This is a genomic window from Streptomyces sp. NPDC046727 (assembly GCF_040645635.1).
Lineage (GTDB): Bacteria > Actinomycetota > Actinomycetes > Streptomycetales > Streptomycetaceae > Streptomyces.
The window spans coordinates 52,662-77,433 of sequence record NZ_JBEYYR010000043.1; the positions used below are offsets into that span (position 1 = coordinate 52,662).

The 24,772-nt window shown below is 71.9% G+C and carries 24 protein-coding genes and 1 pseudogene; 13 read left to right on the top strand and 12 right to left on the bottom strand.

All coding sequences use genetic code 11. From position 1 onward, the window contains the following. The first annotated feature begins 35 nt into the window (after positions 1-35). From ABZ937_RS36245 to ABZ937_RS36255, 3 genes are all read left to right on the top strand, one after another. On the top strand, positions 36-1,136 hold the full coding sequence (locus tag ABZ937_RS36245; RefSeq protein ID WP_361698425.1) for a hypothetical protein: 1,101 nt from the start codon (positions 36-38) through the stop codon (positions 1,134-1,136). A gap of 566 nt (positions 1,137-1,702) precedes the next feature. Next, positions 1,703-2,317, top strand: coding sequence for a DUF1326 domain-containing protein (locus tag ABZ937_RS36250; RefSeq protein WP_361698427.1), 615 nt, complete (start codon positions 1,703-1,705; stop codon positions 2,315-2,317). Beyond that, entirely contained in the window at positions 2,314-3,072 is a 759-nt protein-coding gene (locus ABZ937_RS36255; protein WP_361698429.1) for a DUF2182 domain-containing protein, read from the top strand. Before ABZ937_RS36250 ends, ABZ937_RS36255 begins: the two co-directional genes overlap by 4 nt. A gap of 14 nt (positions 3,073-3,086) precedes the next feature. Here the strand turns inward: ABZ937_RS36255 and ABZ937_RS36260 are convergent, their stop codons facing one another. After that, positions 3,087-3,440, bottom strand: a complete 354-nt coding sequence (locus tag ABZ937_RS36260) for a MerR family transcriptional regulator (RefSeq protein WP_361698431.1) — start codon at positions 3,438-3,440, stop codon at positions 3,087-3,089. Positions 3,441-3,555: 115 nt separating this feature from the next. Between ABZ937_RS36260 and ABZ937_RS36265 the strand changes: the two genes are divergently transcribed. Further along, positions 3,556-4,347 carry an amidohydrolase family protein gene (locus ABZ937_RS36265; RefSeq protein ID WP_361698433.1) on the top strand — a complete coding sequence of 264 codons (792 nt, stop codon included), beginning with the start codon at positions 3,556-3,558 and terminating at the stop codon, positions 4,345-4,347. A gap of 88 nt (positions 4,348-4,435) precedes the next feature. Continuing rightward, positions 4,436-5,161 carry a hypothetical protein gene (locus ABZ937_RS36270; protein ID WP_361698435.1) on the top strand — a complete coding sequence of 242 codons (726 nt, stop codon included), beginning with the start codon at positions 4,436-4,438 and terminating at the stop codon, positions 5,159-5,161. A gap of 185 nt (positions 5,162-5,346) precedes the next feature. Here ABZ937_RS36270 and ABZ937_RS36275 read toward each other — a convergent pair whose 3' ends face one another. Continuing rightward, entirely contained in the window at positions 5,347-6,387 is a 1,041-nt protein-coding gene (locus ABZ937_RS36275; protein ID WP_361698437.1) for an NAD(P)-dependent alcohol dehydrogenase, read from the bottom strand. Between the two features lie 173 nt (positions 6,388-6,560). Between ABZ937_RS36275 and ABZ937_RS36280 the strand changes: the two genes are divergently transcribed. Beyond that, positions 6,561-7,472 carry a helix-turn-helix domain-containing protein gene (locus tag ABZ937_RS36280; RefSeq protein WP_361698439.1) on the top strand — a complete coding sequence of 304 codons (912 nt, stop codon included), beginning with the start codon at positions 6,561-6,563 and terminating at the stop codon, positions 7,470-7,472. Positions 7,473-7,526: 54 nt separating this feature from the next. Here the strand turns inward: ABZ937_RS36280 and ABZ937_RS36285 are convergent, their stop codons facing one another. The 4 genes and pseudogenes from ABZ937_RS36285 to ABZ937_RS36300 all read right to left on the bottom strand — a co-directional run bounded on the left by ABZ937_RS36285 (position 7,527) and on the right by ABZ937_RS36300 (position 13,234). Next, entirely contained in the window at positions 7,527-10,772 is a 3,246-nt protein-coding gene (locus ABZ937_RS36285) for a S8 family serine peptidase (RefSeq protein WP_361698485.1), read from the bottom strand. A 308-nt stretch (positions 10,773-11,080) separates the two neighbouring features. Continuing rightward, positions 11,081-11,299 (bottom strand): annotated as a pseudogene (locus tag ABZ937_RS36290) (ABC transporter ATP-binding protein); the annotation flags it as partial. A gap of 100 nt (positions 11,300-11,399) precedes the next feature. Continuing rightward, the gene (locus tag ABZ937_RS36295; protein ID WP_361698441.1) at positions 11,400-12,650 is read right to left on the bottom strand and encodes an Ig-like domain-containing protein; all 1,251 of its coding nucleotides are present in this window, start codon (positions 12,648-12,650) and stop codon (positions 11,400-11,402) included. A 239-nt stretch (positions 12,651-12,889) separates the two neighbouring features. Further along, positions 12,890-13,234, bottom strand: coding sequence for a hypothetical protein (locus ABZ937_RS36300; protein ID WP_361698443.1), 345 nt, complete (start codon positions 13,232-13,234; stop codon positions 12,890-12,892). A 109-nt stretch (positions 13,235-13,343) separates the two neighbouring features. Between ABZ937_RS36300 and ABZ937_RS36305 the strand changes: the two genes are divergently transcribed. Both ABZ937_RS36305 and ABZ937_RS36310 read left to right on the top strand, forming a co-directional pair. Then, positions 13,344-13,676 (top strand): LAETG motif-containing sortase-dependent surface protein, encoded by a 333-nt coding sequence (locus ABZ937_RS36305; RefSeq protein ID WP_361698445.1) that lies wholly within the window; start codon positions 13,344-13,346, stop codon positions 13,674-13,676. Between the two features lie 42 nt (positions 13,677-13,718). Beyond that, on the top strand, positions 13,719-14,513 hold the full coding sequence (locus ABZ937_RS36310; RefSeq protein ID WP_361698447.1) for a hypothetical protein: 795 nt from the start codon (positions 13,719-13,721) through the stop codon (positions 14,511-14,513). A 51-nt stretch (positions 14,514-14,564) separates the two neighbouring features. Here ABZ937_RS36310 and hutH read toward each other — a convergent pair whose 3' ends face one another. From hutH to ABZ937_RS36325, 3 genes are all read right to left on the bottom strand, one after another. Beyond that, positions 14,565-16,103, bottom strand: coding sequence for a histidine ammonia-lyase (gene hutH, locus ABZ937_RS36315; protein WP_361698487.1), 1,539 nt, complete (start codon positions 16,101-16,103; stop codon positions 14,565-14,567). Between the two features lie 88 nt (positions 16,104-16,191). Continuing rightward, positions 16,192-17,334, bottom strand: a complete 1,143-nt coding sequence (locus ABZ937_RS36320; protein ID WP_361698449.1) for a GGDEF domain-containing protein — start codon at positions 17,332-17,334, stop codon at positions 16,192-16,194. A gap of 67 nt (positions 17,335-17,401) precedes the next feature. Then, positions 17,402-18,196, bottom strand: a complete 795-nt coding sequence (locus tag ABZ937_RS36325; RefSeq protein ID WP_361698451.1) for an enoyl-CoA hydratase-related protein — start codon at positions 18,194-18,196, stop codon at positions 17,402-17,404. 178 nt (positions 18,197-18,374) lie between these two features. On the opposite strand from ABZ937_RS36325, the gene ABZ937_RS36330 reads away from it, so the two are divergent. After that, entirely contained in the window at positions 18,375-18,944 is a 570-nt protein-coding gene (locus ABZ937_RS36330; protein WP_361698453.1) for a hypothetical protein, read from the top strand. Here the strand turns inward: ABZ937_RS36330 and ABZ937_RS36335 are convergent. Both ABZ937_RS36335 and ABZ937_RS36340 read right to left on the bottom strand, forming a co-directional pair. Then, a complete protein-coding gene (locus ABZ937_RS36335) occupies positions 18,941-20,065 on the bottom strand; it encodes an adenylate/guanylate cyclase domain-containing protein (RefSeq protein WP_361698455.1) in 1,125 nt (374 codons plus the stop codon). The two genes, ABZ937_RS36330 and ABZ937_RS36335, sit on opposite strands and share 4 nt — an antisense overlap. 328 nt (positions 20,066-20,393) lie before the next feature. After that, complete coding sequence (locus tag ABZ937_RS36340; protein ID WP_361698457.1) at positions 20,394-21,254, bottom strand: biotin--[acetyl-CoA-carboxylase] ligase; 861 nt, start codon at positions 21,252-21,254, stop codon at positions 20,394-20,396. Between the two features lie 110 nt (positions 21,255-21,364). Between ABZ937_RS36340 and ABZ937_RS36345 the strand changes: the two genes are divergently transcribed. The 4 genes from ABZ937_RS36345 to ABZ937_RS36360 all read left to right on the top strand — a co-directional run bounded on the left by ABZ937_RS36345 (position 21,365) and on the right by ABZ937_RS36360 (position 24,114). After that, positions 21,365-22,966 carry an acyl-CoA carboxylase subunit beta gene (locus ABZ937_RS36345; RefSeq protein ID WP_361698459.1) on the top strand — a complete coding sequence of 534 codons (1,602 nt, stop codon included), beginning with the start codon at positions 21,365-21,367 and terminating at the stop codon, positions 22,964-22,966. Between the two features lie 24 nt (positions 22,967-22,990). Next, positions 22,991-23,200: an acyl-CoA carboxylase epsilon subunit gene (locus tag ABZ937_RS36350; RefSeq protein WP_361698461.1), complete on the top strand. Its 210-nt coding sequence runs from the start codon at positions 22,991-22,993 to the stop codon at positions 23,198-23,200. A 135-nt stretch (positions 23,201-23,335) separates the two neighbouring features. Continuing rightward, complete coding sequence (locus ABZ937_RS36355; RefSeq protein WP_361698463.1) at positions 23,336-23,464, top strand: hypothetical protein; 129 nt, start codon at positions 23,336-23,338, stop codon at positions 23,462-23,464. A 32-nt stretch (positions 23,465-23,496) separates the two neighbouring features. Next, complete coding sequence (locus ABZ937_RS36360; protein ID WP_361698465.1) at positions 23,497-24,114, top strand: nucleoside triphosphate pyrophosphatase; 618 nt, start codon at positions 23,497-23,499, stop codon at positions 24,112-24,114. Here ABZ937_RS36360 and ABZ937_RS36365 read toward each other — a convergent pair. Continuing rightward, positions 24,086-24,670 carry a hypothetical protein gene (locus tag ABZ937_RS36365; RefSeq protein WP_361698467.1) on the bottom strand — a complete coding sequence of 195 codons (585 nt, stop codon included), beginning with the start codon at positions 24,668-24,670 and terminating at the stop codon, positions 24,086-24,088. The two genes, ABZ937_RS36360 and ABZ937_RS36365, sit on opposite strands and share 29 nt — an antisense overlap. Positions 24,671-24,772: the final 102 nt, after the last annotated feature.

Here is a 24,772-nt window from a genome sequence, read left to right on the forward strand (position 1 = left end):
CCGTCCCCCTCAATGAAACGAACGGACCGACCCCGATGACCGTCCTGTACTGGATCCTGGGCATCCTGGCCGTCCCCACGCTGATCTTCGTGCTGTGGCTGGCCTGGGTGTTCCTCAAGGAGTTCTTCTCCCCGAGCCCCGACGACGGCACGAAGGCCGCCGAGGCCGCGGAGAAGCTCGGCCTGCTGCCCGCCGAGCGGCAGAACACCGACCGGGCCGCGCCCATGCCGGCCGAGTGGGACGCCGTGCTCACCTCGGTGCGCGGCGGTGACTGGCGGCCGGCCGCCGACCTGCTCGCGGCGATCGGCCGGGACTGGGACCGCCGGTCGCAGGTCGCCTATCTGCTGGGCGAGGTGGCGGCCGAGGAGGACGCCTGGCTGCTGGCCTGGGAGGCCGAGCGGCGCGACGATCCGGACGCGGCGGTGGTGCGGGCCCGCAGCACGGTGATCCTGGCCTGGGAGCTGCGGGGCGGCAAGCAGGCCCAGTACACGACCCAGGAGCAGTTCCAGGGATTCCACCGCATGCTGGCCTCCGCCCGCGAGGAGGTCGCCAGGGCGGCGGAGCTCAACCCCGACGACCCGACCCCGTTCATCACGGAGATCTGGGTGGCGCTGGGCCTCGGCTACCCGAACGCGGAGATGGACAAGCTGTGGGCGGAGATCACCGCCCGCGCCCCGCACCACTACGAGGCGCACTACTCGGCGCTGCAGTACTGGTGCGCGAAGTGGCGCGGTTCCGAGCGGCTGGCGTTCGAGTTCGCCGAGCGGGCGGCGGCCGACGCGCCGCTGGGCAGCCTGCTGACGGCGCTGCCGCTCATCGCGCACTACGAGCACGACGAGTCGGAGGACACCGAGGCCGACAACACGCCGGAGATGCGGGCCCGGGTCGAGGCGGCCCTCGCGGACGCGGCGGCGGCCGACCCGTCCCACCCGCGGCTGCCGGAACTGCGCCACCTGCTGGCGTTCTACCTGCACCTGCAGGACCGGAACGAGGCGGCGCTGGAGCAGTTCAAGCTGGTCGACGGGCATGTGAACGCCCTGCCGTGGCGCTACCGGAACGACATGGCCGGGTACTACTGCCGGGTCCGCAACACGGTGGCGCACGAGGTGGCGCAGGCCGCGGCGGCGCAGGCCTGACCGGAATCCGACGGATCTCCCGGACGTGGGACCGGGTGCCGGCACCGCCGAGGCGGCCGGCACCCGTCCCCGACCGACAGGCAGACCCCATGCTCACGCTCAAGAACCGCCCGGCCCCCGGCCGGGGCTGACGAGGCTCCGAATGGGCTTCCGAAGCCACGCGCGCACGGTGCGCGACGAGCGGTTGCCGCTGGTCCGACGGCATGCGGCGCTGAGGTGTGCCGTCGGGCACCACTGTCCGCTCGGCTTCCACGCGACCTGGGCCTGCCTCGCCGCGACGGCCCGCCCGTCCCCCGGTCTGCGCACGCGGACGGCAGGGCCTCGCCGGCCCGGCGAAACGGCGCCCTCCCGTCTGGGAGTCATCGCAACCGAACGGGTCATCTGCTCGTGTGGCTGCGCTTCGCGCACCTCGTCGCCCACGCCGCGGCGGCCCCGCTCGCGCCGACGGTGGATCTGCGCGACGGGGGCCGGCGGGAATAGCCTGGAACAGCGGCTTCGGGGGCGGGACGGACGGATCCTTCCGAGGTGCTTCCGTCACCGAGGGGGACGCGAAACAGGGAGGAACAATGCCCTGGAATCTGAGCGGCACGTACCTGGAGAGCTGCAACTGCGACGTGGTGTGCCCCTGCACCACCTCGGGCCTCACCGCACCGGCCGACCACGAGCGCTGCCGGGTGACCTTCGTCTTCCACGTGGACAGCGGCACCGTGGACGGCGTGGACGTGTCCGACCGCAGCGTCGCCGTCTTCGTCGACGCGCCCCGGGTGATGGCCGAGGGCGACTGGCAGGTGGCGCTCTACGTCGATGCCTCGGCCGACGACACCCAGGCCGAGGCGCTGGGCCAGGTCTTCTCCGGCCGGGCCGGCGGGCCGATGGCGGCGCTCAGCGCGCTCATCGGCGAGGTCCTCGGCGTGGAGCGCGTCCCCATCGACTACCGCGACGAAGGCCGCCGCCACACCGCGCGGGTGGGCGACGCCATCGACATCGAGATCGAGGACCAGGTCGCCCCGCAGTTCGGCGAGGACGGTCCGGTGATGAGCCTGACCGGCATGTTCCACCCGGCGAACAGCACGCTCACGATCGCCCGGTCCACCCGGGCGACCGGCGACGGCGTGTACGGCCGGTCCTGGGACTTCACCGGTTGCAACGCCCACTCGGCGCCCTTCACGTGGTCCGTATGACCGAGGGGCCGGTCACCGGCCGCCGCAGCGCGCTCCCCGCCGGGCTGCTGCTGGTCGCCGCGGCCGTCGCCTGGAGCTGGGTGGTGACACGCCGGGACGGCATGCCGGCGGTGCCCGGCACCATGGGCCTGGGACTGCCCGCTTTCCTTGCCGTGTGGACGCTGATGACGGCCGCGATGATGCTGCCCGCGACGGCGCCCGTGGCCGCGCTGTACGCGCGCACCATCGCCGTGCACCGGGCGCCGCGCATGGTCGTCTTCACGGTGGCCTACCTGCTCGTCTGGGCCGCGGCCGGGCTGCCGGCGTACGCGCTGGCCGCCGGCCTGGGCCGGGCGGCGGCCCTCCCCGCCGCGGCGGGGACCGCGGTGGCCGCGGCCGTGTTCGCGGTCAGCGGCGTCTACCAGCTGACGCCCCTCAAGGACCGCTGCCTGGCGCGGTGCCGCTCGCCGATCGGGCTGATGCTCCGCTACGCCTCGTACCCGGGGCCCTCGCGCGATCTGCGTGCCGGGGCCCACCACGGTGCCTTCTGCCTGGGCTGCTGCTGGTCGCTGATGCTGCTGTCGGCGGCGTTCGGTCTGATGAACGTGTGGGCCATGGTGGTCCTGGCCGCCGTGATCACCGTGGAGAAGCTCGCGCCGGCCGGCCGTCTGGTGGCCCGGGCCGTGGGCGTCGCCTCGCTCGCTCTGGCCGTCGCCGTCTTCTGGGTCCCGGCGCTGGCCCCGGGGCTCACCGGCGGCGGGATGACCGGGATGTGAGTGGTGACCGCGCCTCAGGTCAGCTCGGTCAGGAGGCGGCGGAGTCCGGCGCGTTCGGCCTCCAGGCGGCCGGCCTTCTCGTCCAGTTCGGCGAGGCGGCGGCGGAGGGTCTCGGAGACGCCGGGGCAGGGAGCCAGGGCCGGGCCCGTCTCCGTGTCGGCCGTGCACGGGAGCAGGGAGGCGACCACGCGGGTCGGCAGGCCCGCGGTGAGGAGCGTGCGGATGCGGTGGACGCGGGGCACGTCCGCCTCCGTGTACTCGCGGTAGCCGTTGGGGCGGCGGTGCGGGGTCAGGAGGCCGGTGACCTCGTAGTGCCGCAGGAGGCGCGGGCTGGTGCCGGTGCGGGCCGCCAGTTCGCCGATCAGCACGCGCGTCTTCCCCTCTCGCCCGCCGCTCACCCGCGGCCGTCGCTTGACCTTCTCACTGTGTCAGGCTGCAACCCTCCACCGGACAGCGGCATTCCGTGATTCCGAGGGAGAGACAGTGATCATCGATGCGCACGGGCACGTGCACGACCCCGTCGGTCCGCACCTGGACGCTCTGGACGCCGCCGGCGTCGACAAGGCCGTCCTGTTCCCGACCCGGCCGCATCCCGAGCGGGCCGTCGACCTGCCGTCCCTGCGGCGGGAGTTCGCCGTGCTGGACGGCGCGCTCGGTGGGCGCGGTGGGTCCCGGGAGGGTTTCGCCGGTGCGCTGGACGAGGTGAGCGCAGCGGTCGCCGCGTACCCGGACCGGTTCATCGGGTTCGGGTCCGTGCCGCTGGAGCTGCCGGAGGACGAGATCGAGCGGGCCGTCGCCGCGGACGTCGTCGGGCGGGGGCTGTGCGGGATCGGGGAGCTGACGCCGCCGCCGGGGCGGGCCGGGCGGCTGGAGCCCGTGCTGCGGGCCGCCGCCGACCACGGCGGGCTGCCCGTGGTCGTGCACGGCTTCGCGCCCACCACGGCCGACGACCTGCGCACGCTCGCCGCGCTCTCCCGCCGCCACCCCCGCGTCCCGCTGATCGTCAGCCAGCTCGGCGGCCTGCACTGGATGGAGGCCGTCGAACTGGTCCGGGACACCCCGGGCATGTACCTGGAGCTGTCCACGGCGTTCCTCGTCATCGCCGTACGGCTCGCCGTGCGCGAGCTGCCCGAGCGCACCCTCTTCGGTTCCGACGCGCCCTACGGCGACCCGGTCGTGGCCCGCGTGATGGTGGAGCGGGCCACGGCCTCCGGCGAGGTCCGCGACCGGGTGCTCGGCGGCACCGCGGCCGAGCTGTTCCGGGTGCCCCGCTGAGCCGGTAATTCAGGCGACGGCGCCGACGCCCGCCCCGTAGATTCGCCCTTCGGCCGGAAACCGGCGGGGAAGGAGCAAAGGGGAGGGTATGGGGACTCGTGCGTTTCTGATCGGTGGTGGCTGGGACCGCCCCGACGTGTACGAACCGTTTCTGCGCGAGGTGCGCGGCGAGCGGCGGGTCGGCTGCCTGATCGTCGACGAGGGGGACGGGGCCGCGCAGTTCGAGCGGTATGCGGTGGCCCTGGGGAAGGCCGAACCGTCGTGCGTGCCGGTGCCGCTGCTCGTGCCGCTCGGCGGACGGTTCGAGCCGGAGGCCGCGCTGGACGGCATCGACGGGCTGCTGGTGTGCGGCGGGCTGACGCCCGCCTGTCAGGACGTGCTCGCGGGCTGCCTGGAGCGGCTGCCGGGCCTGCTGGCGGCGCGCGGGATGCCGTACGCCGGTTTCTCCGCGGGTGCGGCCGTCGCGGCGCGCCGGGCTGTCGTCGGCGGGTGGCTGGCGGACGGGGTTCCGGTGTGCCCGGAGGAGACCGGGGAGGATCTGGAGGAGGTCGAGGTACGGGCGGGGCTCGGGCTCGTGCCGTTCGCCGTGGATGTGCACGCGGCCCAGTGGGGCACGCTGGCGCGGCTGGTCGCGGCCGTCGGGCGGGGCGAGGTGCCCTACGGCGTCGCCATCGACGAGAACACGCTGCTCACGGTGGGGGATGGAGAGGCCCGGGTGGCGGGGTCCGGGCGGGTGCACGTCGTACGGCCCGCGCACGACGGGGGCGTGGTGGTACGGGCGTACGGCACCGGGGAGGGCTTCGGTCCGGAGTAGGCGCTGGCCGGGTGCCGCTGCGGGGCGCCCCGAAAGGGCGCGGGGAACTGCGCGACCGGCCACGACGGACCCGCACCCGGCAGACGCCCGGCAGCAGGCAGACGACCCGCCGCAGGCCGCAGCCCGGCAGGCCGCAGCCCCGCGGGACTACGGCCCAGCAGGACTACGGCCCAGCAGACCGCAGGTCAGATCGTGGCCGTGTCGATCACGAAGCGGTAGCGGACGTCGCTGGCGAGGACCCGCTCGTACGCCTCGTTGATCTCGGCCGCGCTGATCAGCTCGATCTCGGCGCCGATGCTGTGCTCCGCGCAGAAGTCCAGCATCTCCTGGGTCTCGGCGATGCCGCCGATCATGGAGCCGGCGAGGGTCTTGCGGCCGCCGATCACCGAGAACAGGTTGAGGGCGATGGGCTCCTCGGGCGCGCCCACGTTCACCAGGGCGCCGTCCACCTTCAGCAGCGACAGGAGCGCGCCGAAGTCCATCGGGGCGGACACCGTCGAGACGATCAGGTCGAAGGTGCCGGCCAGCTCCTCGAACGTCTTCGGGTCGCTGGTGGCGTGGTAGTGGTCGGCGCCCAGCTTGAGGCCGTCGTCCTTCTTGCGCAGGGACTGGGAGAGGACGGTGACCTCGGCGCCCATGGCGTGCGCGATCTTGACGGCCATGTGGCCGAGACCGCCCAGTCCGACGACCGCGACCTTCTTGCCGGGGCCGGCGTTCCAGTGGCGCAGCGGGGAGTACGTGGTGATGCCGGCGCAGAGCAGCGGTGCGGCCACGTCCAGGGACAGGCCGTCGGGGATGCGGACGACGAAGTTCTCGTCGACGACGACCTTCTCCGAGTAGCCGCCGTAGGTGGGCTCGCCGTCCCTGCCGATGGCGTTGTACGTGCCGACCATGCCGTTCAGGCAGTACTGCTCCAGGCCGGCCTTGCAGTTCTCGCACTCGCGGCAGGAGTCGACCATGCAGCCGACGCCCACGCGGTCGCCGACCTGGAACTTCGTGACGCCGGGGCCGACCTCGGCGACGACGCCGGCGATCTCGTGGCCGGGGACCATCGGGAAGATCGCCTCGCCCCAGCCCTCGCGGGCCTGGTGGATGTCGGAGTGGCAGATGCCGGCGAACTTGATGTCGATCAGGATGTCGAACTCGCCGACCGCGCGTCGCTCGATGGTCGTCCGCTCCAGCGGGGCCTTCGCGGCGGGCGCGGCGTATGCGGCAACAGTGGTCATGGCGGGGGATCTCCTAGCGGGGGGTCTCGCGCCCGGCTGCCTTCAGTGCCGGGCACGGTCTCCAGGCTGCCGCGCGGACGGCCTGCCACCCAGACCACGCCTTTGCGTACGACTGGCGTGCCTACCACCGACGGGGTCAGGCTCGTGGGCGTACGACCGGGAATACTGGACGCATGGACAGCAGGGACGAGCAGCGGGGCGGCACGGCGGCCACGGCGGGCCGGCCCCTGGACCGGCGGGCGGAGCTGAGCGAGTTCCTGCGGAGCCGGCGGGCCCGGCTGAAGCCCGAGGACGTCGGGCTGGCCGCCTTCGGCCGGCACCGGCGGGTACCGGGGCTGCGCCGCGAGGAGCTGGCGCAGCTGGCCGGGGTGTCGGTGGCGTACTACACCCGCCTTGAGCAGGGCAACGGCCGGAACGTGTCGGCGGAGGTGCTGGACTCGATCGCCCGGGCGCTCAGGCTGACGGACGCCGAGCACGCGCACCTCAACCACCTGGCCAAGCCGAAGGCGCACAAGAAGAAGCCGGCGGTGCGGCAGCAGCAGGTGCGGCGGGCGCTGCGGCTGCTGCTGGACACGATGGACGGCGTACCGGCGTACATCGTGGGCCGGTACACGGACATCCTCGTCTGGAACCGGATGGCGGCGGCCGTCTTCGGTGACTGGGGCGAGCTGCCGCCCGGTGAGCGCAACTGGGCGCGGCTGGTGTTCCTGAGGCCGGAGTACCGCGATCTGTTCGTCGACTGGGAGCAGAAGGCGATCGACATCGTGTGCGCGCTGCGGATGGACGCGGGCTGCTATCCGGACGACGCGCGGCTGTCGGCTCTGGTGGGTGAGCTGTCGGTGAAGAGCGAGGAGTTCCGCCGGCTGTGGGCCACGCACGACGTCAAGGAGAAGAGCCATGGCGTCAAGCACCTGCACCATCCGCTGGTGGGCGACCTGGCCCTGAACTTCGAGAGCTTCCGCATGACGGACGGCTCGGACCAGTCCCTGGTCACCTATCACGCCGAACCGGACTCCCCGTCCGCCGACTCCCTCCGTCTGCTGGCCAGCTGGGGCACGGACGCCACCCGCGCGGCGACGCGATGAGGGGCACACCGGAGGCTGTGCCCCGGTGTGCCCCTCATCAGGGAGCGCTACGGCTTACTTGCCGAAGTACGCGTTGTAGATCGTGATCTCCGACGTGTTGCCCTTCTTGTCGGTGATCTTGGCGCGGAACGAGACCGCCTTGTTCTTCGCCGGGTTCTTGACGGTGATCTTGCCGCTCTTGACGGTGACCTTCTTGAAGTTCTTGCCGTCGTAGGAGACGTAGACGGCGAGGGACTTCAGGTTGCCGCCCGCGGCCGCGCCCTCGACGGTGACCGGGAAGGTGACCGTCTTGCCGGCCGCGACGCGGCTGTCCAGGCCGGTCGTGGCGCCGAAGTGCAGGCCGGAGGCCGGCAGCTGGGCGATGCCGGACGGCTTCTTGGAGCGGAAGGTCCAGGTCGCGTCGATCCGCGACGAGGCCTCCGCCACCTTCGAGGACCGCTTGACCGAGGTGGTCAGCTTGTACGCGGCGTCACCGGCCGGCACCTTGAAGGTCTTCTCGCCGAACAGCGGGTCGTTGTTGGTGCCGACCTTGGTGCCGTTGCGGTAGAGGGTGGTGCTCGCCGAGGTGAAGGTCGAGTACCCGGCGTGCTTGGCGGAGTCGGCGAACAGCGGCAGCGAACCGTAGATGTCGTTGCCGTCGCGGAAGAGGCCGAGGTCCTTGCCGAGAAGCGGGCCGAACACCGCGGTGTTGACCGTCTTGGTGTAGGAGTGGCCGGCCTGGAAGGCGAACCGGCCCAGCCCGTAGCCGGCCTCGGTGACCGGGAAGCCGTCCTGGTCCACCCCGCCGTTCTGCGCGAACTCCAGCTGCCAGCGCACGCCGCCCGTGGCGGACAGGTGCAGGGTGCGGGTGCCGGGCAGGCTCTGCGGGACGCTGATGGAGGAGGCGCCGGTGCTGCCGGGCAGCCAGCCCACCGCGTCCACGGAGCCCTTCTTGCCGGCGGCCGCGGCGCCCATGCGGACCTTCACCGTGGCCAGGTCGCCCGCCTTGTAGTGCTTGGTGTAGCCGGTGGCGAGCTGCTTGACCGAGCCGCCGGAGGTGGTGTCGTACTGGTCGGACGCGCCCTTGGTCCAGTGGGCGTCCCACTGCTGCCACAGCGACCCGGCGGGCAGCTGCGGGCCCAGGTGGGCGGTGCGGAAGTTCTTGTACGTGTCCAGGAACCAGCCGTAGCCGTACTGGCCGTCACCGATGGTGACGTCGAACTCCGGCGAGGCGAACTGGGACTTCAGGCCCGAGCCCGGGACGGTGATGTCCACCGGCTTGGCCTTGCGCGCGTCGATGGTGATCGTCTGCTTCTTGCCGACGGTCAGCTTCGGCTGCGCGATCCAGTCGATGCCCTTGGAGGCGTCCTGCGGGTCGGCGTAGATGGAGGTGTTGAGGATGTACGTGCCCTTGGGCGCGCGCACCTTCACCGTGCCGGACTTGTCGTACGGGTTCAGCCAGACGCCGTTGGCCAGGCCCGCGACGCCGCTGAGGTCGGCGCCGTAGTTCGGGGCCGGCTTGCCGTCACGGCCGATGAACTTCAGGGTGATGTCGTACGACTCCACCTCGCGCTGCACCGCGGCGGCCGTGCGGACCGTCTGGCCGCCGCCCGTCGCCGTCACGTACGCGGAGTAGGCGCCGTCGAGGGTGCCGCCCAGCTTGGTGTTGACGGTGAGGTCGACCGCGGCCTTGCCGTGCGCCGGGACGGTCACCTTGGTCGCGCCGAGCTTGAAGAAGCCCGACGGAGCCGCCGCGCCCTTGGGGTCGGTGGCGGTGCTGCCCAGGGTGAGCGTGACGTCCTTGTCACCGAGGTTGCGGTACGTCAGCTTCTTGGTGACCGGCTTGTCGTCGGTGTGCGGCCACTGCTGCACGCCGAAGCTCACCGACACCGGCTCGGCGACGATCGACTGCTTGATGGCCTTGTCGACCTGGATCCGGCCCGAGCCCTGCTGGAACGGCGTGTACTTGCCGCCCTTGGTGGAGCCGGTCAGGGCACCCTTCAGCTCGGCGGAGCCCCAGTCGGGGTGCTCCTGCTTCAGGATGGCGGCGGCGCCCGCGACGTGCGGGGTGGCCATCGAGGTGCCGGAGATGGTCAGGTAGCCCTCGGGCTTCTCGCCGACCTCCTGGTCGATGACGCTGCCCTTGGCCGCGGCGGCGGTGATGTCCACGCCCGGCGCGGTGACGTCCGGCTTGATGGCGCCGTCGCCGGTGCGCGGGCCGGTGGAGGAGAAGTCGGCGAGCTTGTCCTTGTCGTCGACGGCGCCGACGGTGAGCGCGGCGTCCGCGCTGCCCGGCGAACCGATCGACTGGGGGCCCTCGTTGCCCGCGGCGATCGCGAACAGGATGCCCTTCTCGGCGGAGAGCTTGTTGACCTCGGCCTCGAGCGGGTCGACCTCGGGGGTGTCGTAGCCGCCGAGGCTCAGGTTGATGACGGAGGCGCCCTGGGAGGCCGCCCACTCCATGCCGGCGAGGATGCCGGAGTCGTCACCGGAGCCGCTGTCGTCCAGGACCTTGCCGTTGAGGAGCTTGGCGTCCGGGGCCACACCCTTGAACTTGCCGCCCGACTTGGCGCCGGTGCCCGCCACGATGGAGGCGACGTGCGTGCCGTGGCCGAAGTGGTCCTTGGCGTCGGCGGCCGGGGTGAAGTTCTTGGACTCGACCACCTGGTCCTTGAGGTCCGGGTGGCTGGTGTCCACGCCGGTGTCCAGGACGGCGACCTTCACGCCCTTGCCGGTGTAGCCGGCGGCCCACGCGGTCGGGGCGCCGATCTGCGGCACGGACTTGTCGAGCGAGGCCTTGCGGACCCCGTCGAGCCAGACGTGCGCGATGCCGGAGGCGGTCCGGTCGCCGTTGGTCACCGCGTCCCACAGCTCGGCGGTGGCCTTGACCGGGGTCTGCACGGCGTCCGCGTTGAGCGCCTTCAGGCTGCGGCGCAGGGTGCCCGCGTCCCGGACGTCGGCCTTGGCGGCCGTAGCGGCGCCGCGGTAGCCGACGATGACCTTCAGGCCGTTCTTCTGGGCCTTGCGGGTGGCGGCCTTGTTCAGCTCGGTGACGTCGAACAGGCGCTGGTCCAGCGTGCCGGAGGCGACCAGGTGAGCCGCGTCGGCGGGAATGACCAGCGTGTGTCCGGCGGCCTTGCGGACCTGGAAGGCTATGTGCTCGCGCCCCTTGGCCCGCTCCAGGCCGACGATGCGGCCCTTGGCGTCGAGAGCGACGCGGTCACCGGTGATCAGGGTGACGTGGTGCTTGGCGGTGATCTTCGCGGCGGCGGTGGCAGCTGCCGAGGTGTTGGCGGGCTTCGCCGACGCCGGGCTGGTCATACCCGCTGCGAGGGCGACCGCTGCGGCCGTTGCCACGCCGGCCGCAGCTGCTCTTTTCACTTGTCTGCGCAAGTTCTCCCCCTGGAGATGAAGTACCGGGTGAATTCCCCGTTCACCCGGCCGGGGGCGGACTCGCACGCCTGCACGTCAACCCCCCGGGTCACGAAGTATGCCGGGGGGTGATCAGAAGACTCAATAGACGACAGGAAAGTGAGGCGTTTTCAGCCGCACTTTCTTTATGACCCGTCAGGTTCCGGCGTTCTCCCGCACCGTGATCCTGTCGGCTCGTCGGCCAGCAGCACCTTGGGTTCCCCGAGGCCTACGGATTTCAGTGCCTCGGCGGCCAGTTCGCGCCGTTCCTTCACTTTGATACCGAGCGGTACGAGGACGGTTTCGACGTTCTCCTGAGCGGTGAGCGTGGGGAGGAGGTCGAAGGACTGGAAGACGAAGCCGATGTTCTCGCTGCGGAGCTTTGTGAGCCGGGCTTCGGTCAGCTTGGCCAGATCGGTGCCGTCCAGGACGACTTCGATGAGAAGGCTGTGGCCGGGCCCCGACGGGCCTTTGCGCGGGCCCATAAACGACAGTGCCGCCCCTGGGGGCGGCACTGTACGAGGTGATGAGGAGGCGTCAGGCGGCCGAGCCGGCCTTCCACTGCGCCCAGTTCATGTTCCAGCCGTTGAGGCCGTTGTCCGGGGAGACCGTCTTGTCGCCGGTGTTCTGGACGACCACGACGTCACCGATGAGCGAGTTGTTGTAGAACCAGGCCGCCGGCATGTTCGCGTCGCCCGCGCCCTTCTTGTCCTGCAGGCCGACGCAGCCGTGGCTGGTGTTCACGTTGCCGAACACCGAGGGCGCGCCCCAGTAGTTGCCGTGGATGAAGGTGCCGGAGGTGGTCAGGCGCATGGCGTGCGGCACGTCCTTGATGTCGTACTCGCCCTTGCCGTCGTCGTCCGTGAAGCCGACCGTCGCGCCGTTCATCCGGGTCTGCTTGAACTTCTCGGAGATCACCATCTGGCCCTCGTACGTCTTGTTGTCGGGAGAGCCGGCGGAGATCGGGATGGTCTTGACGACCTTGCCGTCCTGCGTGACCTTCATCTGCTTGGTCTTCGCGTCGACGTAGGTGACCTGGTTGCGGCCGATGTGGAAGGTGACCGTCTTCTGCTGGACGCCGTAGACGCCGCTCGCGCCCTCGACGCCGTCGAGCGCCAGCTTCAGGGTGACGGTGGAGCCTTCCTTCCAGTACTGCTCCGGGCGGCAGTCCATGCGGTTGGCGGTGAACCAGTGGCAGGCGACCTCCTGGCCGCTGCTGGTGGTGACCGTGATGCCCTTCTGCACGGCCGCCTTGTTGGTGATCGCCTTGTCGAAGTTGATCGACACGGGCATGCCGACGCCGACCGTGGAGCCGTTGTCCGGGGTGAAGGTGCCGATGAAGCTGTTGGCCGGGGAGACCGTGGTGAAGGAGGCGTTCTCGTGGGCTATGCGGCCCTCGGAGTCCTTGGCCTCCGCGGCGACCTTGTAGGTGGTCGAGCGCTCCAGCTGGGCGGTGGGCTTCCAGCTCTTCTTGTCGGTGGACAGCTGACCGGTGACGGACTTGCCGTCCTGGGTGGTCATGGTGACGCCCGTGAGCGTGCCCTTGCTCACCGTGACGGCGGCGGAGTTGTTGATCGACGCGCCGTTGGAGCCGTCCTTGGGCGTGATCCTGATCTGCGCCTCCGACGACTTCTTGGCCGCCGCCTCGTCGACGCTGGCCTGCGAGGTGTCGCCGCTGCCGCCGCTGGAGGCATCGGCGCTGCCGCCGGAACACGCCGTGAGCACGAGCACACCGCCGAGCAGAGCGGACGCGGCCGTCAGGCCCCTGCGCCGCTTACTGTCCGTCATCACAAGCTTCTCCATCGTTGCCGAGTCGCGTTAACCCCGAAAGTCCCCGTCAAGAGCCTTCAACGCTACGGCCGGTTCGTCCCGTTCCCCACCCCATGGGTCTGTGGGGCATCCCACGTCCGCGGAGCGCGGCCCCAACGGGTGGTGCGGATGGTGCGGGAGTCGGTCCGTGCGTCCCCTGGGACGACGAAACCCCGGACGGCGGTTGCCGTCCGGGGTCATGGAGTGCCCCGGGACGCTCAGCCGATGCCGCCCTCTTCCTCGTCGTCCTCCCCATCTTCCTCGTCCAGGTCCCAGTCGGGCGAATCAGGGTCGTAGTCGATCCGCTCGCTGGACCAGGACGCCTGCTGCAACTCCACCCCGGGCACCTCGCTGACCAGGTCGAACGGATCCACGAGATACGCCAGGGCCTCCGCGGTGTCTTCCGTCACAGCGGCCTCCGCGGGGGCCCGCTCCGCCTCCGGCAGCTCGGGATCGCGGGCGAGCCGGCGCAGCGCGGCCTTGGTCACCTCGCCCTCGTCCTGCACCTCCAGCACCAGCTCCACCCGAAGCCGTACAAAACGTGATGTCTCTTCAGTGCTCATGGCGCGAGCGTACGGCCGAAACCTCCCGTGACTTTCCTGTGACCCGCGCCTTTCACTAACATCGCCCCACACGGCCAATTCGCCAGCGTCACAAGGGGATCGATATTCCGTGCCATCCGCTCGCCGTCCGCTGCTGACCGCCACCGCCGCGGGCACCCTGCTGTGTGCGCTGTGGTTCGTCCCGTCCGCGAACGCCTCGCAGGACGCCCCGGCGTCAGAGGCGGCGACCAGCTCCGCCCCGGCGAGAATCACGCAGGTCACGCAGGCCAGAGCGATGACGGAGGCGACCGACGGGACCGCCGACCGGGCGGCCGGGGAGACCGAGCTGGCCGACACGGGAAGCTTCGACACCACCCCGTACGTGGTCGGCGGCAGTCTCTTCCTCGCCGTGGGCGCCGGATTCGTCGTGTATTCAGTACGTCGGGAACGTCTGGGCTTTTAATTCTTCTTGACGAAACTTTGAAATCCCGCACATAGTTCGCTCATGAAGAGATCATCGGGCGTGCGGTTGTGCGCCACCGCTGCTGTGAGCGCGCTCTCGCTCGCCCTCGTCACGGGCTGTGGTGACAAGGGGTCGGACGACTCCGGGAAGTCCTCGGGCAAGGACGGCGCGAAGCCGGCCGCGAAGGCGCTGAGCGCCGCCGAGTTGAAGAAGCTGATCATCGCCGAGGGCGATGTGACCGGGTACAAGGTCGGGCCCGTCGAGGGCGGCATCCCCGACGAGAGCAAGGTCAAGGCGGACGACGCCAAGTGCGACCCGCTGGTGCGCACGCTGACCGGCATCGCCCCGGGCGACCCGGCCGCGAACACCAGCCGCATGGCCACCGAGGACAAGAAGGACCCCACGGACGACGCCACGTCCCTGGACGACATGGCCGACGGCAAGTTCGAGGACGCCATCAAGGAGTCCATGGACCTGGACGTCACCGTGGTCACCCTGGCCTCGTACGACGGCGACGGTGCCGCGCAGGCCCTGAAGTCGGTGTCCGAAGCGGTCAAGGCCTGCGCCGCCGGCTTCTCCGGCGAGCAGGACGGCGAGAAGGGCAAGTTCACCAAGGTCTCCGAGGAGAAGTCCTCGGGCACGGGTGACGAGTCGGTGGCCTTCACCACGTCCAACGACGCGGGCAAGGACGGCGTCATGCCGCTGCACGCCGAGGTCGTGCGGCACGGGAACACCCTCGCGACGTACACCACGATCAACATCGGCGCGGGGATGGCCAAGAAGGCCTACACGGTGTCCGTTCCGGTCGTGAAGGCGCAGGCCGCCAAGCTCAAGTGACCTGCTGACGCAACGCTCGGGGCCCCGGCCGCAGCCGGGGCCCCGCCGCGTTCAGCGGAGCGGGCCGGTGACCTTCTCCACGGCCGTCACGAGGTCACCGCCGCGCACGAACGCGTCGGCGGCGGCCAGGTCGGGAGCCAGGAACCGGTCCGGGCCCGGGCCCTGCACGCCCGCGCCGCGCACGGCCTCGATCACGGCCTGCGAGGCGGGCGCCGGGGTCAGGCCCGCGCGCAGCTCGATGGCGCGGGTGGCCGCGTACAGCTCGATGGCGATGACCCGGGTGAGGTTGTCCACGGCGGTGCGCAGCTTGCGCGCGGCCGACCAGCCCATGGACACGTGGTCCTCCTGCATGGCGGAGGACGGGATGGAGTCCGCGGAGGCCGGTACGGCGAGCCGCTTCAGCTCGCTGACCAGCGCGGCCTGCGTGTACTGGGCGATCATCAGGCCGGAGTCGACACCGGCGTCGTCGGCGAGGAACGGCGGCAGGCCATGGCTGCGGTTCTTGTCCAGCAGCCGGTCGGTGCGCCGCTCGGCGATGGAGCCGAGGTCGGCGGCGGCGATGGCGAGGAAGTCCAGGACGTAGGCCACGGGAGCGCCGTGGAAGTTGCCGTTGGACTCCACGCGTCCGTCGGGCAGCACCACGGGGTTGTCCACGGCGGAGGCCAGCTCCCGCTCGGCGACCAGGCGGGCGTGCGCGATCGTGTCGCGTCCGGCGCCGGCGACCTGCGGGGCGCAGCGCACCGAGTAGGCGTCCTGGACGCGCGGGGCGTCGTCCTGGTGGTGCCCGGTGAGCTGGGAATCCTTCAGCACGGCCAGCATGTTGGCGGCACTGGCGCCCTGCCCCGGATGCGGGCGGATGGCGTGCAGCTCGGGCGCGAGCACCTTGTCGGTGCCGAGCAGCGCCTCCAGGCTGAGGGCGGCGGTGACGTCGGCGGACTTGTACAGGGTGTCCAGGTCGGCGAGGGCCATGATCAGCATGCCGAGCATGCCGTCGGTGCCGTTGAGGAGGGCGAGCCCCTCCTTCTCACGCAGCTCGACGGGGGCGATCCCGTGCTCCGCGAGCAGCTCGCCGGCGGGCCGGACGCTGCCGTCGGGACCCTCGGCCTCCCCCTCTCCCATGAGGGTGAGGGCGCAGTGGGACAGCGGGGCCAGGTCGCCGGAGCAGCCGAGGGAGCCGTACTCGTGCACGACCGGGGTGATCCCGGCGTTCAGCACGTCGGCCATGGTCTGCGCGACCTCGGGCCGGACGCCGGTGTGCCCGGAGCAGACGGTCTTGAGCCGCAGGAACATGAGAGCCCGTACGACCTCCCGCTCGACCCGCGGCCCCATGCCGGCGGCGTGCGAGCGGACGATGTTGCGCTGCAGCTGGGCGCGCAGTTCCTGGCTGATGTGCCGGGTAGCCAGGGCGCCGAAGCCGGTGGAGACGCCGTAGACCGGGTCCGGCTTGGCCGCCAGCGCGTCCACGATCTCCCGGGCCGCCGCGAGGGCCGCCACCGCCTCTGCCGACAGCTCGATGCGGGCACCGCCGCGCGCCACGGCGAGAACGTCGGACGCCGTGACTCCGGACGTCCCCACCACCACAGTGTGCATATCCATATTCAGGAGCGTACGCATTGAATGCGGCGATGTCACTAGTGGGAACCGGGGGCACCCCTTACCCCGCGGTGTGGGCTTCGCCTCACGGCCGGCGCCCGCGGAACCGGCGCCGCTCGGCCCGCGCGGGCGGCGGCTCGTCGGCCAACCGTACGACCGGGTCGTCCGGGCCCTCCCGGCCGGCCACCACCGGCCGGTCCAGGCGCAGGGCCTTGGCCCGGTACTGGGCGGCGTCCGCGAGCCGGAACAGCCGCCGGGCGTCACGCACCTCCCCGATCGGCTCCTCGGTCGAGGCGACCCCGCAGGCGACCCCTTCGCCCAGCTCCAACTCCCCCGCCCGACGGCACAGTTCGTCGGCGGCCTTGACGACGTCATCACCCGGCGGGCCCACCGCCAGCAGACAGAACTCGTCCCCGCCGAGCCGCGCGGCCAGCGCGCCCGGCACCATCGCGCCGCACAGCGAGAGCACCGAGCCGAAGCGCTCAAGGAGCCGGTCGCCGACGGCGTGCCCGAGGGTGTCGTTGACCCGCTTGAGCCCGTTGAGGTCGCAGACGACCAGACTGACGACGACACCGTCCGCACGGTGCCGCTCGACGGCCTCCTCCAGATGTACGTCCACGGCACGGCGGTTGGCGAGCCCGGTGAGGGCGTCGGTGTACGCGAGCCGGCGGGCCTCCTCCAGCCGCTCGGTCTGCGCGATGCCCGCGGCCACGACGGCGGCGAGTACGGTGGCGAACTCGGCGTCGGCCCGCGCGAACAGGGGCTCGCCGACCGCGCGCGCCACATACAGCTCGCCCCAGGCCAGGCCGTGCAGCACCACGGGGGCGACGACACAGCAGCCGCGGCCGCGACGGCGCAGGGCGGCGACCCGCTGATGGAAGTACCCGCGGGTGCCGGCGGCCGTCCCCTCGGCGGTCTCCACCCACGCGTTGGGACCCCCGCCGCCGGCCCACCGCTCGTGCAGGAACTCGGTGATCTCCGGGAACTGGTGCACCGGGTAGGCCTCGGCCTCCGGGAACTCCTCCTCGTCCGGGCGGCGCTCCCCCACGTTCACGAGGACCCGGAGCCGGCCCAGCCCGCGTTCCCACACCGACAGCGCGGCGAAGCTGCCGTCCAGCGCGTGGCAGGCACCGAGGGCGGCGGCCCGCCAGGAGTCCTGCGGGGTGTGCGCCGCCGCCATGCCCTGCGCCAGCGCCACGACTGCGGCCAGCCGCCTGTCCTCGCCCATTACTCCAGGTTAGGGAGGAATGTGGGTATTCGGGGCATTGATGCGGCGATCAGGTGCCGTGTGCGGCCTACTCCCCCGGCCACTCCGGCTTGCGCTTCTCGTTGAAGGCCGCCACGCCTTCCGCCCGATCCCCGGAGAAGGCCACCGAACGCCACGCGGCGTCCTCGACCTCCAGTCCTGCCCGGAGATCGAGCCCGTGCCCCAGCCGCAGGGCCCGCTTGGCGGCCCGGAGTCCGACCGGTGAGTTGCCGGCAATGGTGGCGGCCAGGGCCAGCGCCTCCTCGCGGTCCCGCCCCTCCTCCACCAACCGGTCCACCAGCCCCAGCTCGGCCGCCTCCGCCGCCTCCACCCGCCGGGCGGAGAAGATCAGCTCGGCCGCGCGCGCCGCGCCGACCCGCCTCGGCAGCAGCTGCGTACCGCCGCCGCCCGGGAGCACGCCCACGGACACCTCCGGCAGTCCCACCACCGCCGTACGGTCCGCCACGATCAGGTCGCAGGACAGCGCCAGCTCGAAACCGCCGCCCAGCGCGAAGCCGTGCACCGCCGCGACCGTCGGCATCGGCAACTCCAGCACCCCGGTGTACGCACCCCGGGCCACCGGCCGCTGCCGTACCAGGTCCGCGTCGCTGAACGAGTTCCGCTCCTTCAGGTCCGCCCCCACGCAGAACGCCCGTTCGTGCGAGGAGGTCAGGACGACCACCCGGGCCTCCCGGTCGCCGGCGAGCGCGGCGCACGCGCCCGCGAGGGAGCGGGCCATCTCCGTCGAGACGGCGTTCATGGCCTTGGGCCGGTCCAGCACCAGCTCAGCGACATGCCCGTGCCGCCGCACCAGCACGAACTCCCCGAACCGCTCCTCGCTCATGACACCCTCCGGTTAACGCGGGTTAACGCCCTGTCGGCCCGATCATCGCAGCCGTACCCGACCCCGGGAAAGCCCGGGGGGCTACGCCCGTTCGAGTGACATCCCGGCCGTCTCCCCGCAGACCGCCCACAGGAGCGCATAGCGTGCGCTCCGCCATGGCGCGGCGGGGAGGGAACCCATGACACCGATACCTGCACAGTCCGCTACGCAGGAACGCGAGCCGGGAAACGGGCGCGGCCGGCACCGCAAGCCCCGCCCCCGCAAGGTGCTGCTGGCCGCCGGCGGTCTCGCCCTGGCCGCGGGGGTGCTCAGCCTGGTCCGGGTCGCCCCCGACCCGGGGGCCGGCGCGCCGGGCACGGCGGAGGCCGAGCCCCGGCTCGACGCGGGCGGCGGGCCCACGAGCCGCTCGGCGAACACCGCGGCCACCATCGCCGCCGCGCCCACCGCACTGCCCTCGGCGACCTCCGTCATGGGCGGCCGGACCCCCGCACCGACACCGACCGGCTCCCCGGCACCGGCCGGCACCACCGCCGTACCGACCACGACCCCGACCGGCGCCCCGAACGACTCCCCCGGCCGCACACCGCACCCCACGCCGACGAGATCCGCCCCACGCCCGGCCCCGGCACCCACGACCCCCGCCCCGACCGGTACCCCCGCGCCGGACCACGGCACGCCGGAGCCGTCCGACCCCGGCGGGGTGTGCATACCGGTGATAGGACTGTGCGTGGACGTACCGGATGACTAGGACTGGCCGTCGCGGCGCGCGAGCAGCCACGGCTCGACCACGCCGAGCCCACGCACCGGGCGCTGCCACATCGGCTGCAGCGCGAAGCGGTACGCCGGCGGCTCCTCGCCCTCCTTCTCGGCCGCCGCCGCGGCCTCCGCCGCCTCCGCCTCCGAGACGGGCGCCTCGCCGGAGCGGATCAGCTCCTCGGCGAAGGCGCTGTCCACCAGGACGGCGTCCCGGGGGGCTATCGACGTCAGCCGGGAGGCCAGGTTGACCGTCGTACCGAACACATCGCCCATCCGGGTGGTGACCGTGCCGAACGCCATGCCGACCCGCAGCTCGGGCATCGTCTCGTCGTTCGCCAGCGTCTCCACCAGACGCAGCGCGATGTCCGCGGCGACACCCGCGTCGTCCGCCGCGTACAGCACCTCGTCGCCGAGGGTCTTGATGAGCCGGCCGCCGCGCGCCGCGACCAGGTCGGCGGCGGTGGTCTCGAAGGCCTCGACCAGCTCGCCGAGTTCCTCCTCCTCCATCCGGCGCGTCAGCCGCGTGAACCCGACGAGGTCGGCGAAACCGACCGCGAGCCGCCGGTCGACCATCTCCTCGTCGTCGCCCGCCTGGACGACCCGGCCCGTCGCGGCGGCCAGCTGCCGGCGCCAGACGTAGACCAGGAACTCCTCCAGCTCCGGGAGCAGCAGCTCGATCAGCGGGTACGTCACCTCGGTACGGGTCATGCCCGGCTCGGGCGGCTCGGTCAGCCCCTCCAGGAAGGAATCGATCTGCCACTCCGCCAACCGGGCGGTGGTCTGCCCCGTGGACCGGGCCACCTGCACCGCCATGGCCTCGCTCAGCAGCCCCGCCTCCACCAGACCGGCGAGCCGCCGCAGCGCGAGCACGTCGGCCTCGGTGAGGGCCTTCGCCTGACCGATGTCCGCGAAGCCCATGGCCCGCCAGAAGCGGGACGCCAGCTCCATGGAGACGCCGGCGCTGCGGGCCGCCTGGAACGGGGTGTAGCGGCGCTCGGCGCCCAGGATGAGCTGTTCGAGCCGCAGGGCCAGCGGGTCCTCGCCGTTCTCGGCGGCGTGGGGGTCCATCCGGCCGTCCCCGCCCGCGCCGGAGCCCGTGTCGTCGACGGTCACGCCTGCTGCCCTTCCGATCTGCCGCGGTCAGGTATCGACCGGCCTCAACTCTACGGCAGGTGTGCGCCAGCTCACTCCGTCGGGTTCGGCCGAGGGTGCACTTGATCAGCACCGGTAAGTGGTGCCCTTGGCCGGGCGAACGCTCGATCGCCGTGAGCACCCGCGGGTACATCGCGGCTGGTCGTGCAGTTCCCCGCGCCCCCAGGGAGCTGCAGCGGCCCATGGCGGGAAGCGATGGCACGTGCCCGCAGCCGCGCACGGCGACTCCGCACCACCGTGGGCGCTACAGGCACCCCCACTCACCCGCAGCTGCGCCGCAGGCGTCCGCTCACGCGGGCCGCAGATGGACGATGTCGCCCGCGCCCACCGGCTCCTGCACCCCTTCCTCCGTGGCGATGATCAGCCGCCCGTCCCCGTCCAGCGCCACGGCCTCCCCCACCACCACCCGGTCGCCCGGCAGCTCCGCCCGCACCGCCCGCCCGAGGGTCGCGCAGCCCGCCGTGTACGTCTCCTGCAGACCGCTCACCGCGGGATCCCCGCCCGCGGCCCGCCACCGCCCGTACCAGTCCTCCAGCGACCGCAGCACCGCCCGCAGCAGCGGATCCCGGTCCGTGCCCGACGCCCCGGCCAGCGCCAGGGAGCCCGCCTGCGGGACGGGAAGCTCGTCCGCGCGCAGGGAGACGTTGATGCCCACGCCGATGACGACCCCGTCCTCACCGGCCCGCTCGGCGAGGATGCCCCCGGCCTTGCGCTCCTCCCCACCCACAGTCACCAGCAGGTCGTTCGGCCATTTGAGTGCCGTGTCGACGCCCGCCGCCCGCGCCAGCCCCGTCGCCACCGCCACGCCCGTCAGCAGCGGCAGCCACCCCCACCGCGCCACCGGCACCTCGGCCGGCTTCAGCAGGACGGAGAAGAAGAGACCGGACCGCGGCGGCGCCGTCCAGCGGCGGTCCAGCCGCCCCCGCCCCGCCGTCTGCTCCTCCGCCACCAGCACCGCACCCTCGTCGGCGCCCCCGGCGGCGCCCCGCGCGGCCAGGTCGGAATTCGTGGAACCGGTCCGCTGCACCACCTCGATCTCCCGGTACAGGCCCCCCTCCCGAACCAGGGCGCGCCGCAGTGCCGCGGCGTTCAGAGGGGGACGGTCCAGGTCGGACCAGCGGCTGTCGTCTGATGGATTCTGCGGCGTCATGCAAGCCACCCTAGGTGTGGTAAACGACGCAGTGCTGATCGGTAGGCCCGCCACTACTCTACGGATGAGTAACCGTCCCCCCTTTTGAGCAGGCAGGGAGCCGCATCCCGATGTCCGAGCCGGAAGAGCGTCACGAGATCCACGAGATCGACATCCACACGACCGCGGGGAAGCTCGCGGATCTCCAGCGTCGCATCCATGAAGCGACGCACGCCGGCTCGGAGCGCGCCGTCGAGAAGCAGCACGCCAAGGGCAAGCTGACGGCCCGTGAGCGCACCGAACTCCTCCTCGACGAGGGATCGTTCGTGGAGCTGGACGAGTTCGCCCGCCACCGCTCCACCAACTTCGGACTGGACAAGAACCGCCCGTACGGCGACGGCGTGGTGACCGGCTACGGCACGGTCGACGGCCGCCCCGTAGCGGTCTTCTCCCAGGACTTCACCGTCTTCGGCGGCGCCCTCGGCGAGGTCTACGGCCAGAAGATCGTCAAGGTCATGGACTTCGCGCTGAAGACCGGCTGCCCGGTCATCGGCATCAACGACTCCGGCGGCGCCCGCATCCAGGAAGGCGTCGCCTCCCTCGGTGCGTACGGCGAGATCTTCCGCCGCAACACCCACGCCTCCGGTGTGATCCCGCAGATCAGCCTGGTCGTCGGCCCGTGCGCGGGCGGCGCGGTCTACTCCCCCGCGATCACCGACTTCACGGTCATGGTCGACCAGACGTCGCACATGTTCATCACCGGCCCGGACGTCATCAAGACCGTCACCGGCGAGGACGTCGGCTTCGAGGAGCTGGGCGGCGCCCGCACCCACAACGCCGCCTCCGGCGTGGCGCACCACATGGCGGGCGACGAGAAGGACGCCATCGAGTACGTCAAGCAGCTGCTGTCGTACCTGCCGTCCAACAACCTCTCCGAGCCCCCGGTCTTCCCGGAGGAGGCGGACCTCACGGTCAGTGCCGAGGACCTGGAGCTGGACACCCTGGTCCCGGACAGCGCGAACCAGCCCTACGACATCCGCACGGTGATCGAACACGTCGTCGACGACGCCGAGTTCTTCGAGACGCAGGCGCTGTTCGCGCCGAACATCGTGACCGGCTTCGGCCGGGTCGAGGGCCACCCCGTCGGCGTCGTCGCGAACCAGCCGATGCAGTTCGCCGGCTGCCTCGACATCGACGCGAGCGAGAAGGCGGCCCGCTTCGTCCGCACCTGCGACGCGTTCAACATCCCCGTGCTCACCTTCGTCGACGTGCCCGGGTTCCTCCCCGGCGTCGACCAGGAGCACACGGGCATCATCCGCCGCGGCGCCAAGCTGATCTACGCCTACGCCGAGGCGACGGTCCCGCTGATCACGGTCATCACCCGCAAGGCCTTCGGCGGCGCCTACGACGTCATGGGCTCCAAGCACCTGGGCGCCGACCTCAACCTCGCCTGGCCCACCGCCCAGATCGCCGTCATGGGCGCCCAGGGCGCGGTCAACATCCTGCACCGCCGCACGATCGCCGAGGCCGAGGACGTCGAAGCGACCCGGGCCCGGCTCATGCGGGAGTACGAGGACACCCTCCTCAACCCCTATATCGCGGCCGAGCGCGGCTACATCGACGCGGTGATCATGCCGTCCGACACCCGCGCGCACATCGTCCGCGGGCTGCGCCAGCTGCGCACCAAGCGGGAGTCCCTGCCGCCCAAGAAGCACGGCAACATCCCCCTCTAGGCCCCGCGGACCCTGGGAGCGGTCATGAACATCAAGGTCGTACGAGGCAACCCGACCCCCGAGGAGCTCGCCGCCGCCCTGGCGGTGGTCCGCGCCCGCGCCGCGGCGGCAGCGACAGCTCCGTCCGGCGCGGAGGGCCCCAAGGACGCGTGGTCCGACCCGTCCCGCATCGCGGCGGCCCGCCTGCCCAAGCCGGGTCCGGTGTCCTGGACCCGCACCTACTGGCCGAGCTGAGGGACAACCCCCTAGGGGCGCGGGGCTGTGCCGATATGCGGCTCCGCCGCGTGGGCGCACAGTGGGACAACACCGGCACCAACTTGAGTACGCCTACTCAGGCGCCCTCCCCGGCCGAAGCCCCACGCTGGGGGAATGCTGTGGTCAGACCCCGAGAACGAGCCGCCGAAGGAGCTGCGCGAGGCGCAGAACATGCTTCGGCGGCTCGGCGTTCTCATCGCTCTGGCCATGATTCTGATCATGATCGGCATCGGTCTGAGGTGAGCCGGACGGCACACCCTGACTAACCTGACCGCATGACCGCTAAGCGCCGCAGGCGACTCGTGCTCGCCTCTCAGTCCCCCGCCCGGCTGGGCCTGCTCCGGCAGGCCGGTCTCGCCCCCGAGGTGATCGTGAGCGGCGTCGACGAGGACGCCGTCACCGCCCCCACCCCGGCGGAGCTGGCGCTCGCCCTGGCCGAGGCGAAGGCCTCGGTCGTGGCGGCGAAGCCGGAGGTGCAGGGCGCCCTGGTGATCGGCTGCGACTCGGTGCTGGAGCTGGACGGGCAGGCGCTCGGCAAGCCGGCCGACGCCGAGGAGGCCACCGCCCGCTGGAAGAGCATGCGCGGACGGGCCGGTGTACTCCAGACGGGTCACTGTGTGTGGGACACGGAGGCGAAGCGGTACGTGTCGGCGACCGCCTCCACCGTTGTCCGGTTCGGCGAACCGACCGACGCCGAGATCGCCGCCTACGTCGCCTCCGGAGAGCCCCTCCACGTCGCCGGCGCCTTCACCCTGGACGGCCGTTCGGCGCCGTTCATCGAGGGCATCGACGGCGACCACGGCAACGTGATCGGCATCAGCCTGCCCCTGATCCGCAAGCTCCTCGCCGAACTGGGCGTCGGCATCACGGAGTTGTGGTCACCGGAGCGCTGACCTGGGCGGGGACGGAGTCCTGCGGGCCGTCGTCCCCGTCTTGCGGCTCGTCCGTACGGCTCGCCGGCGCGCCCGCGCCGGCGGGCGCCGCGCCCGGCTCCGCCCGTGCCGCCGGGCCGGCGTCCGCCCCGGGCGCGCCGGGGCCGGCCGCGCTCTCGGGGCCGTCCGCACGGTCGTACGTCATCAGGAGCAGGACGATCAGCCCGAGGACGACCACCATGAACAGGAACGCCGTCCAGCCGACCAGGCCCCAGGCGAACGCGCCGAGCAGGCCGTGCACCACGGCCGCGCTGATCAGCAGGATCCGCCCGAAGCCGGCCGGGGCGCGGTCGCGCACCGCGACGAGCACGGCCACCAGCGCGCACAGCGCGAAGTAGCCGCCGAAGACGACACCGCCGATCTTCGAGGACGCCGACATCGTGGACGGGTCGAGGCCGGCCAGCGACATGTCCTGCCGGTCGACGACCACCCCCAGGAACCAGTTCAGCGCGGCTATGACGACGGCCTCCACCAGGAGGACGATCGCCACGACCCATGCCACCGGTCTGCGCACCACCGGTCCCCACCCACTCTCACGCCAGCAGCCTGTTACCTCAGGTACGTTCGAGACAGCGCGAACGCTACTAACGGGTAAACCCAGGGACAAGGGTTCGGGCGA

Coding starts and splice junctions, on each gene's coding strand:
- ABZ937_RS36340 (WP_361698457.1), bottom strand. CDS start 21,254: ATGACGCCGCAGAATCCATCAGACGACAGCCGCTGGTCCGACCTGGAC.
- ABZ937_RS36330 (WP_361698453.1), top strand. CDS start 18,375: ATGACACCGATACCTGCACAGTCCGCTACGCAGGAACGCGAGCCGGGA.
- ABZ937_RS36295 (WP_361698441.1), bottom strand. CDS start 12,650: ATGACGGACAGTAAGCGGCGCAGGGGCCTGACGGCCGCGTCCGCTCTG.
- ABZ937_RS36310 (WP_361698447.1), top strand. CDS start 13,719: ATGAAGAGATCATCGGGCGTGCGGTTGTGCGCCACCGCTGCTGTGAGC.
- ABZ937_RS36325 (WP_361698451.1), bottom strand. CDS start 18,196: ATGAGCGAGGAGCGGTTCGGGGAGTTCGTGCTGGTGCGGCGGCACGGG.
- ABZ937_RS36250 (WP_361698427.1), top strand. CDS start 1,703: ATGCCCTGGAATCTGAGCGGCACGTACCTGGAGAGCTGCAACTGCGAC.
- ABZ937_RS36280 (WP_361698439.1), top strand. CDS start 6,561: ATGGACAGCAGGGACGAGCAGCGGGGCGGCACGGCGGCCACGGCGGGC.
- hutH (WP_361698487.1), bottom strand. CDS start 16,103: ATGCACACTGTGGTGGTGGGGACGTCCGGAGTCACGGCGTCCGACGTT.
- ABZ937_RS36355 (WP_361698463.1), top strand. CDS start 23,336: ATGCTGTGGTCAGACCCCGAGAACGAGCCGCCGAAGGAGCTGCGCGAG.
- ABZ937_RS36275 (WP_361698437.1), bottom strand. CDS start 6,387: ATGACCACTGTTGCCGCATACGCCGCGCCCGCCGCGAAGGCCCCGCTG.
- ABZ937_RS36350 (WP_361698461.1), top strand. CDS start 22,991: ATGAACATCAAGGTCGTACGAGGCAACCCGACCCCCGAGGAGCTCGCC.
- ABZ937_RS36270 (WP_361698435.1), top strand. CDS start 4,436: ATGGGGACTCGTGCGTTTCTGATCGGTGGTGGCTGGGACCGCCCCGAC.
- ABZ937_RS36360 (WP_361698465.1), top strand. CDS start 23,497: ATGACCGCTAAGCGCCGCAGGCGACTCGTGCTCGCCTCTCAGTCCCCC.
- ABZ937_RS36285 (WP_361698485.1), bottom strand. CDS start 10,772: ATGACCAGCCCGGCGTCGGCGAAGCCCGCCAACACCTCGGCAGCTGCC.
- ABZ937_RS36245 (WP_361698425.1), top strand. CDS start 36: ATGACCGTCCTGTACTGGATCCTGGGCATCCTGGCCGTCCCCACGCTG.
- ABZ937_RS36255 (WP_361698429.1), top strand. CDS start 2,314: ATGACCGAGGGGCCGGTCACCGGCCGCCGCAGCGCGCTCCCCGCCGGG.
- ABZ937_RS36345 (WP_361698459.1), top strand. CDS start 21,365: ATGTCCGAGCCGGAAGAGCGTCACGAGATCCACGAGATCGACATCCAC.
- ABZ937_RS36320 (WP_361698449.1), bottom strand. CDS start 17,334: ATGGGCGAGGACAGGCGGCTGGCCGCAGTCGTGGCGCTGGCGCAGGGC.
- ABZ937_RS36300 (WP_361698443.1), bottom strand. CDS start 13,234: ATGAGCACTGAAGAGACATCACGTTTTGTACGGCTTCGGGTGGAGCTG.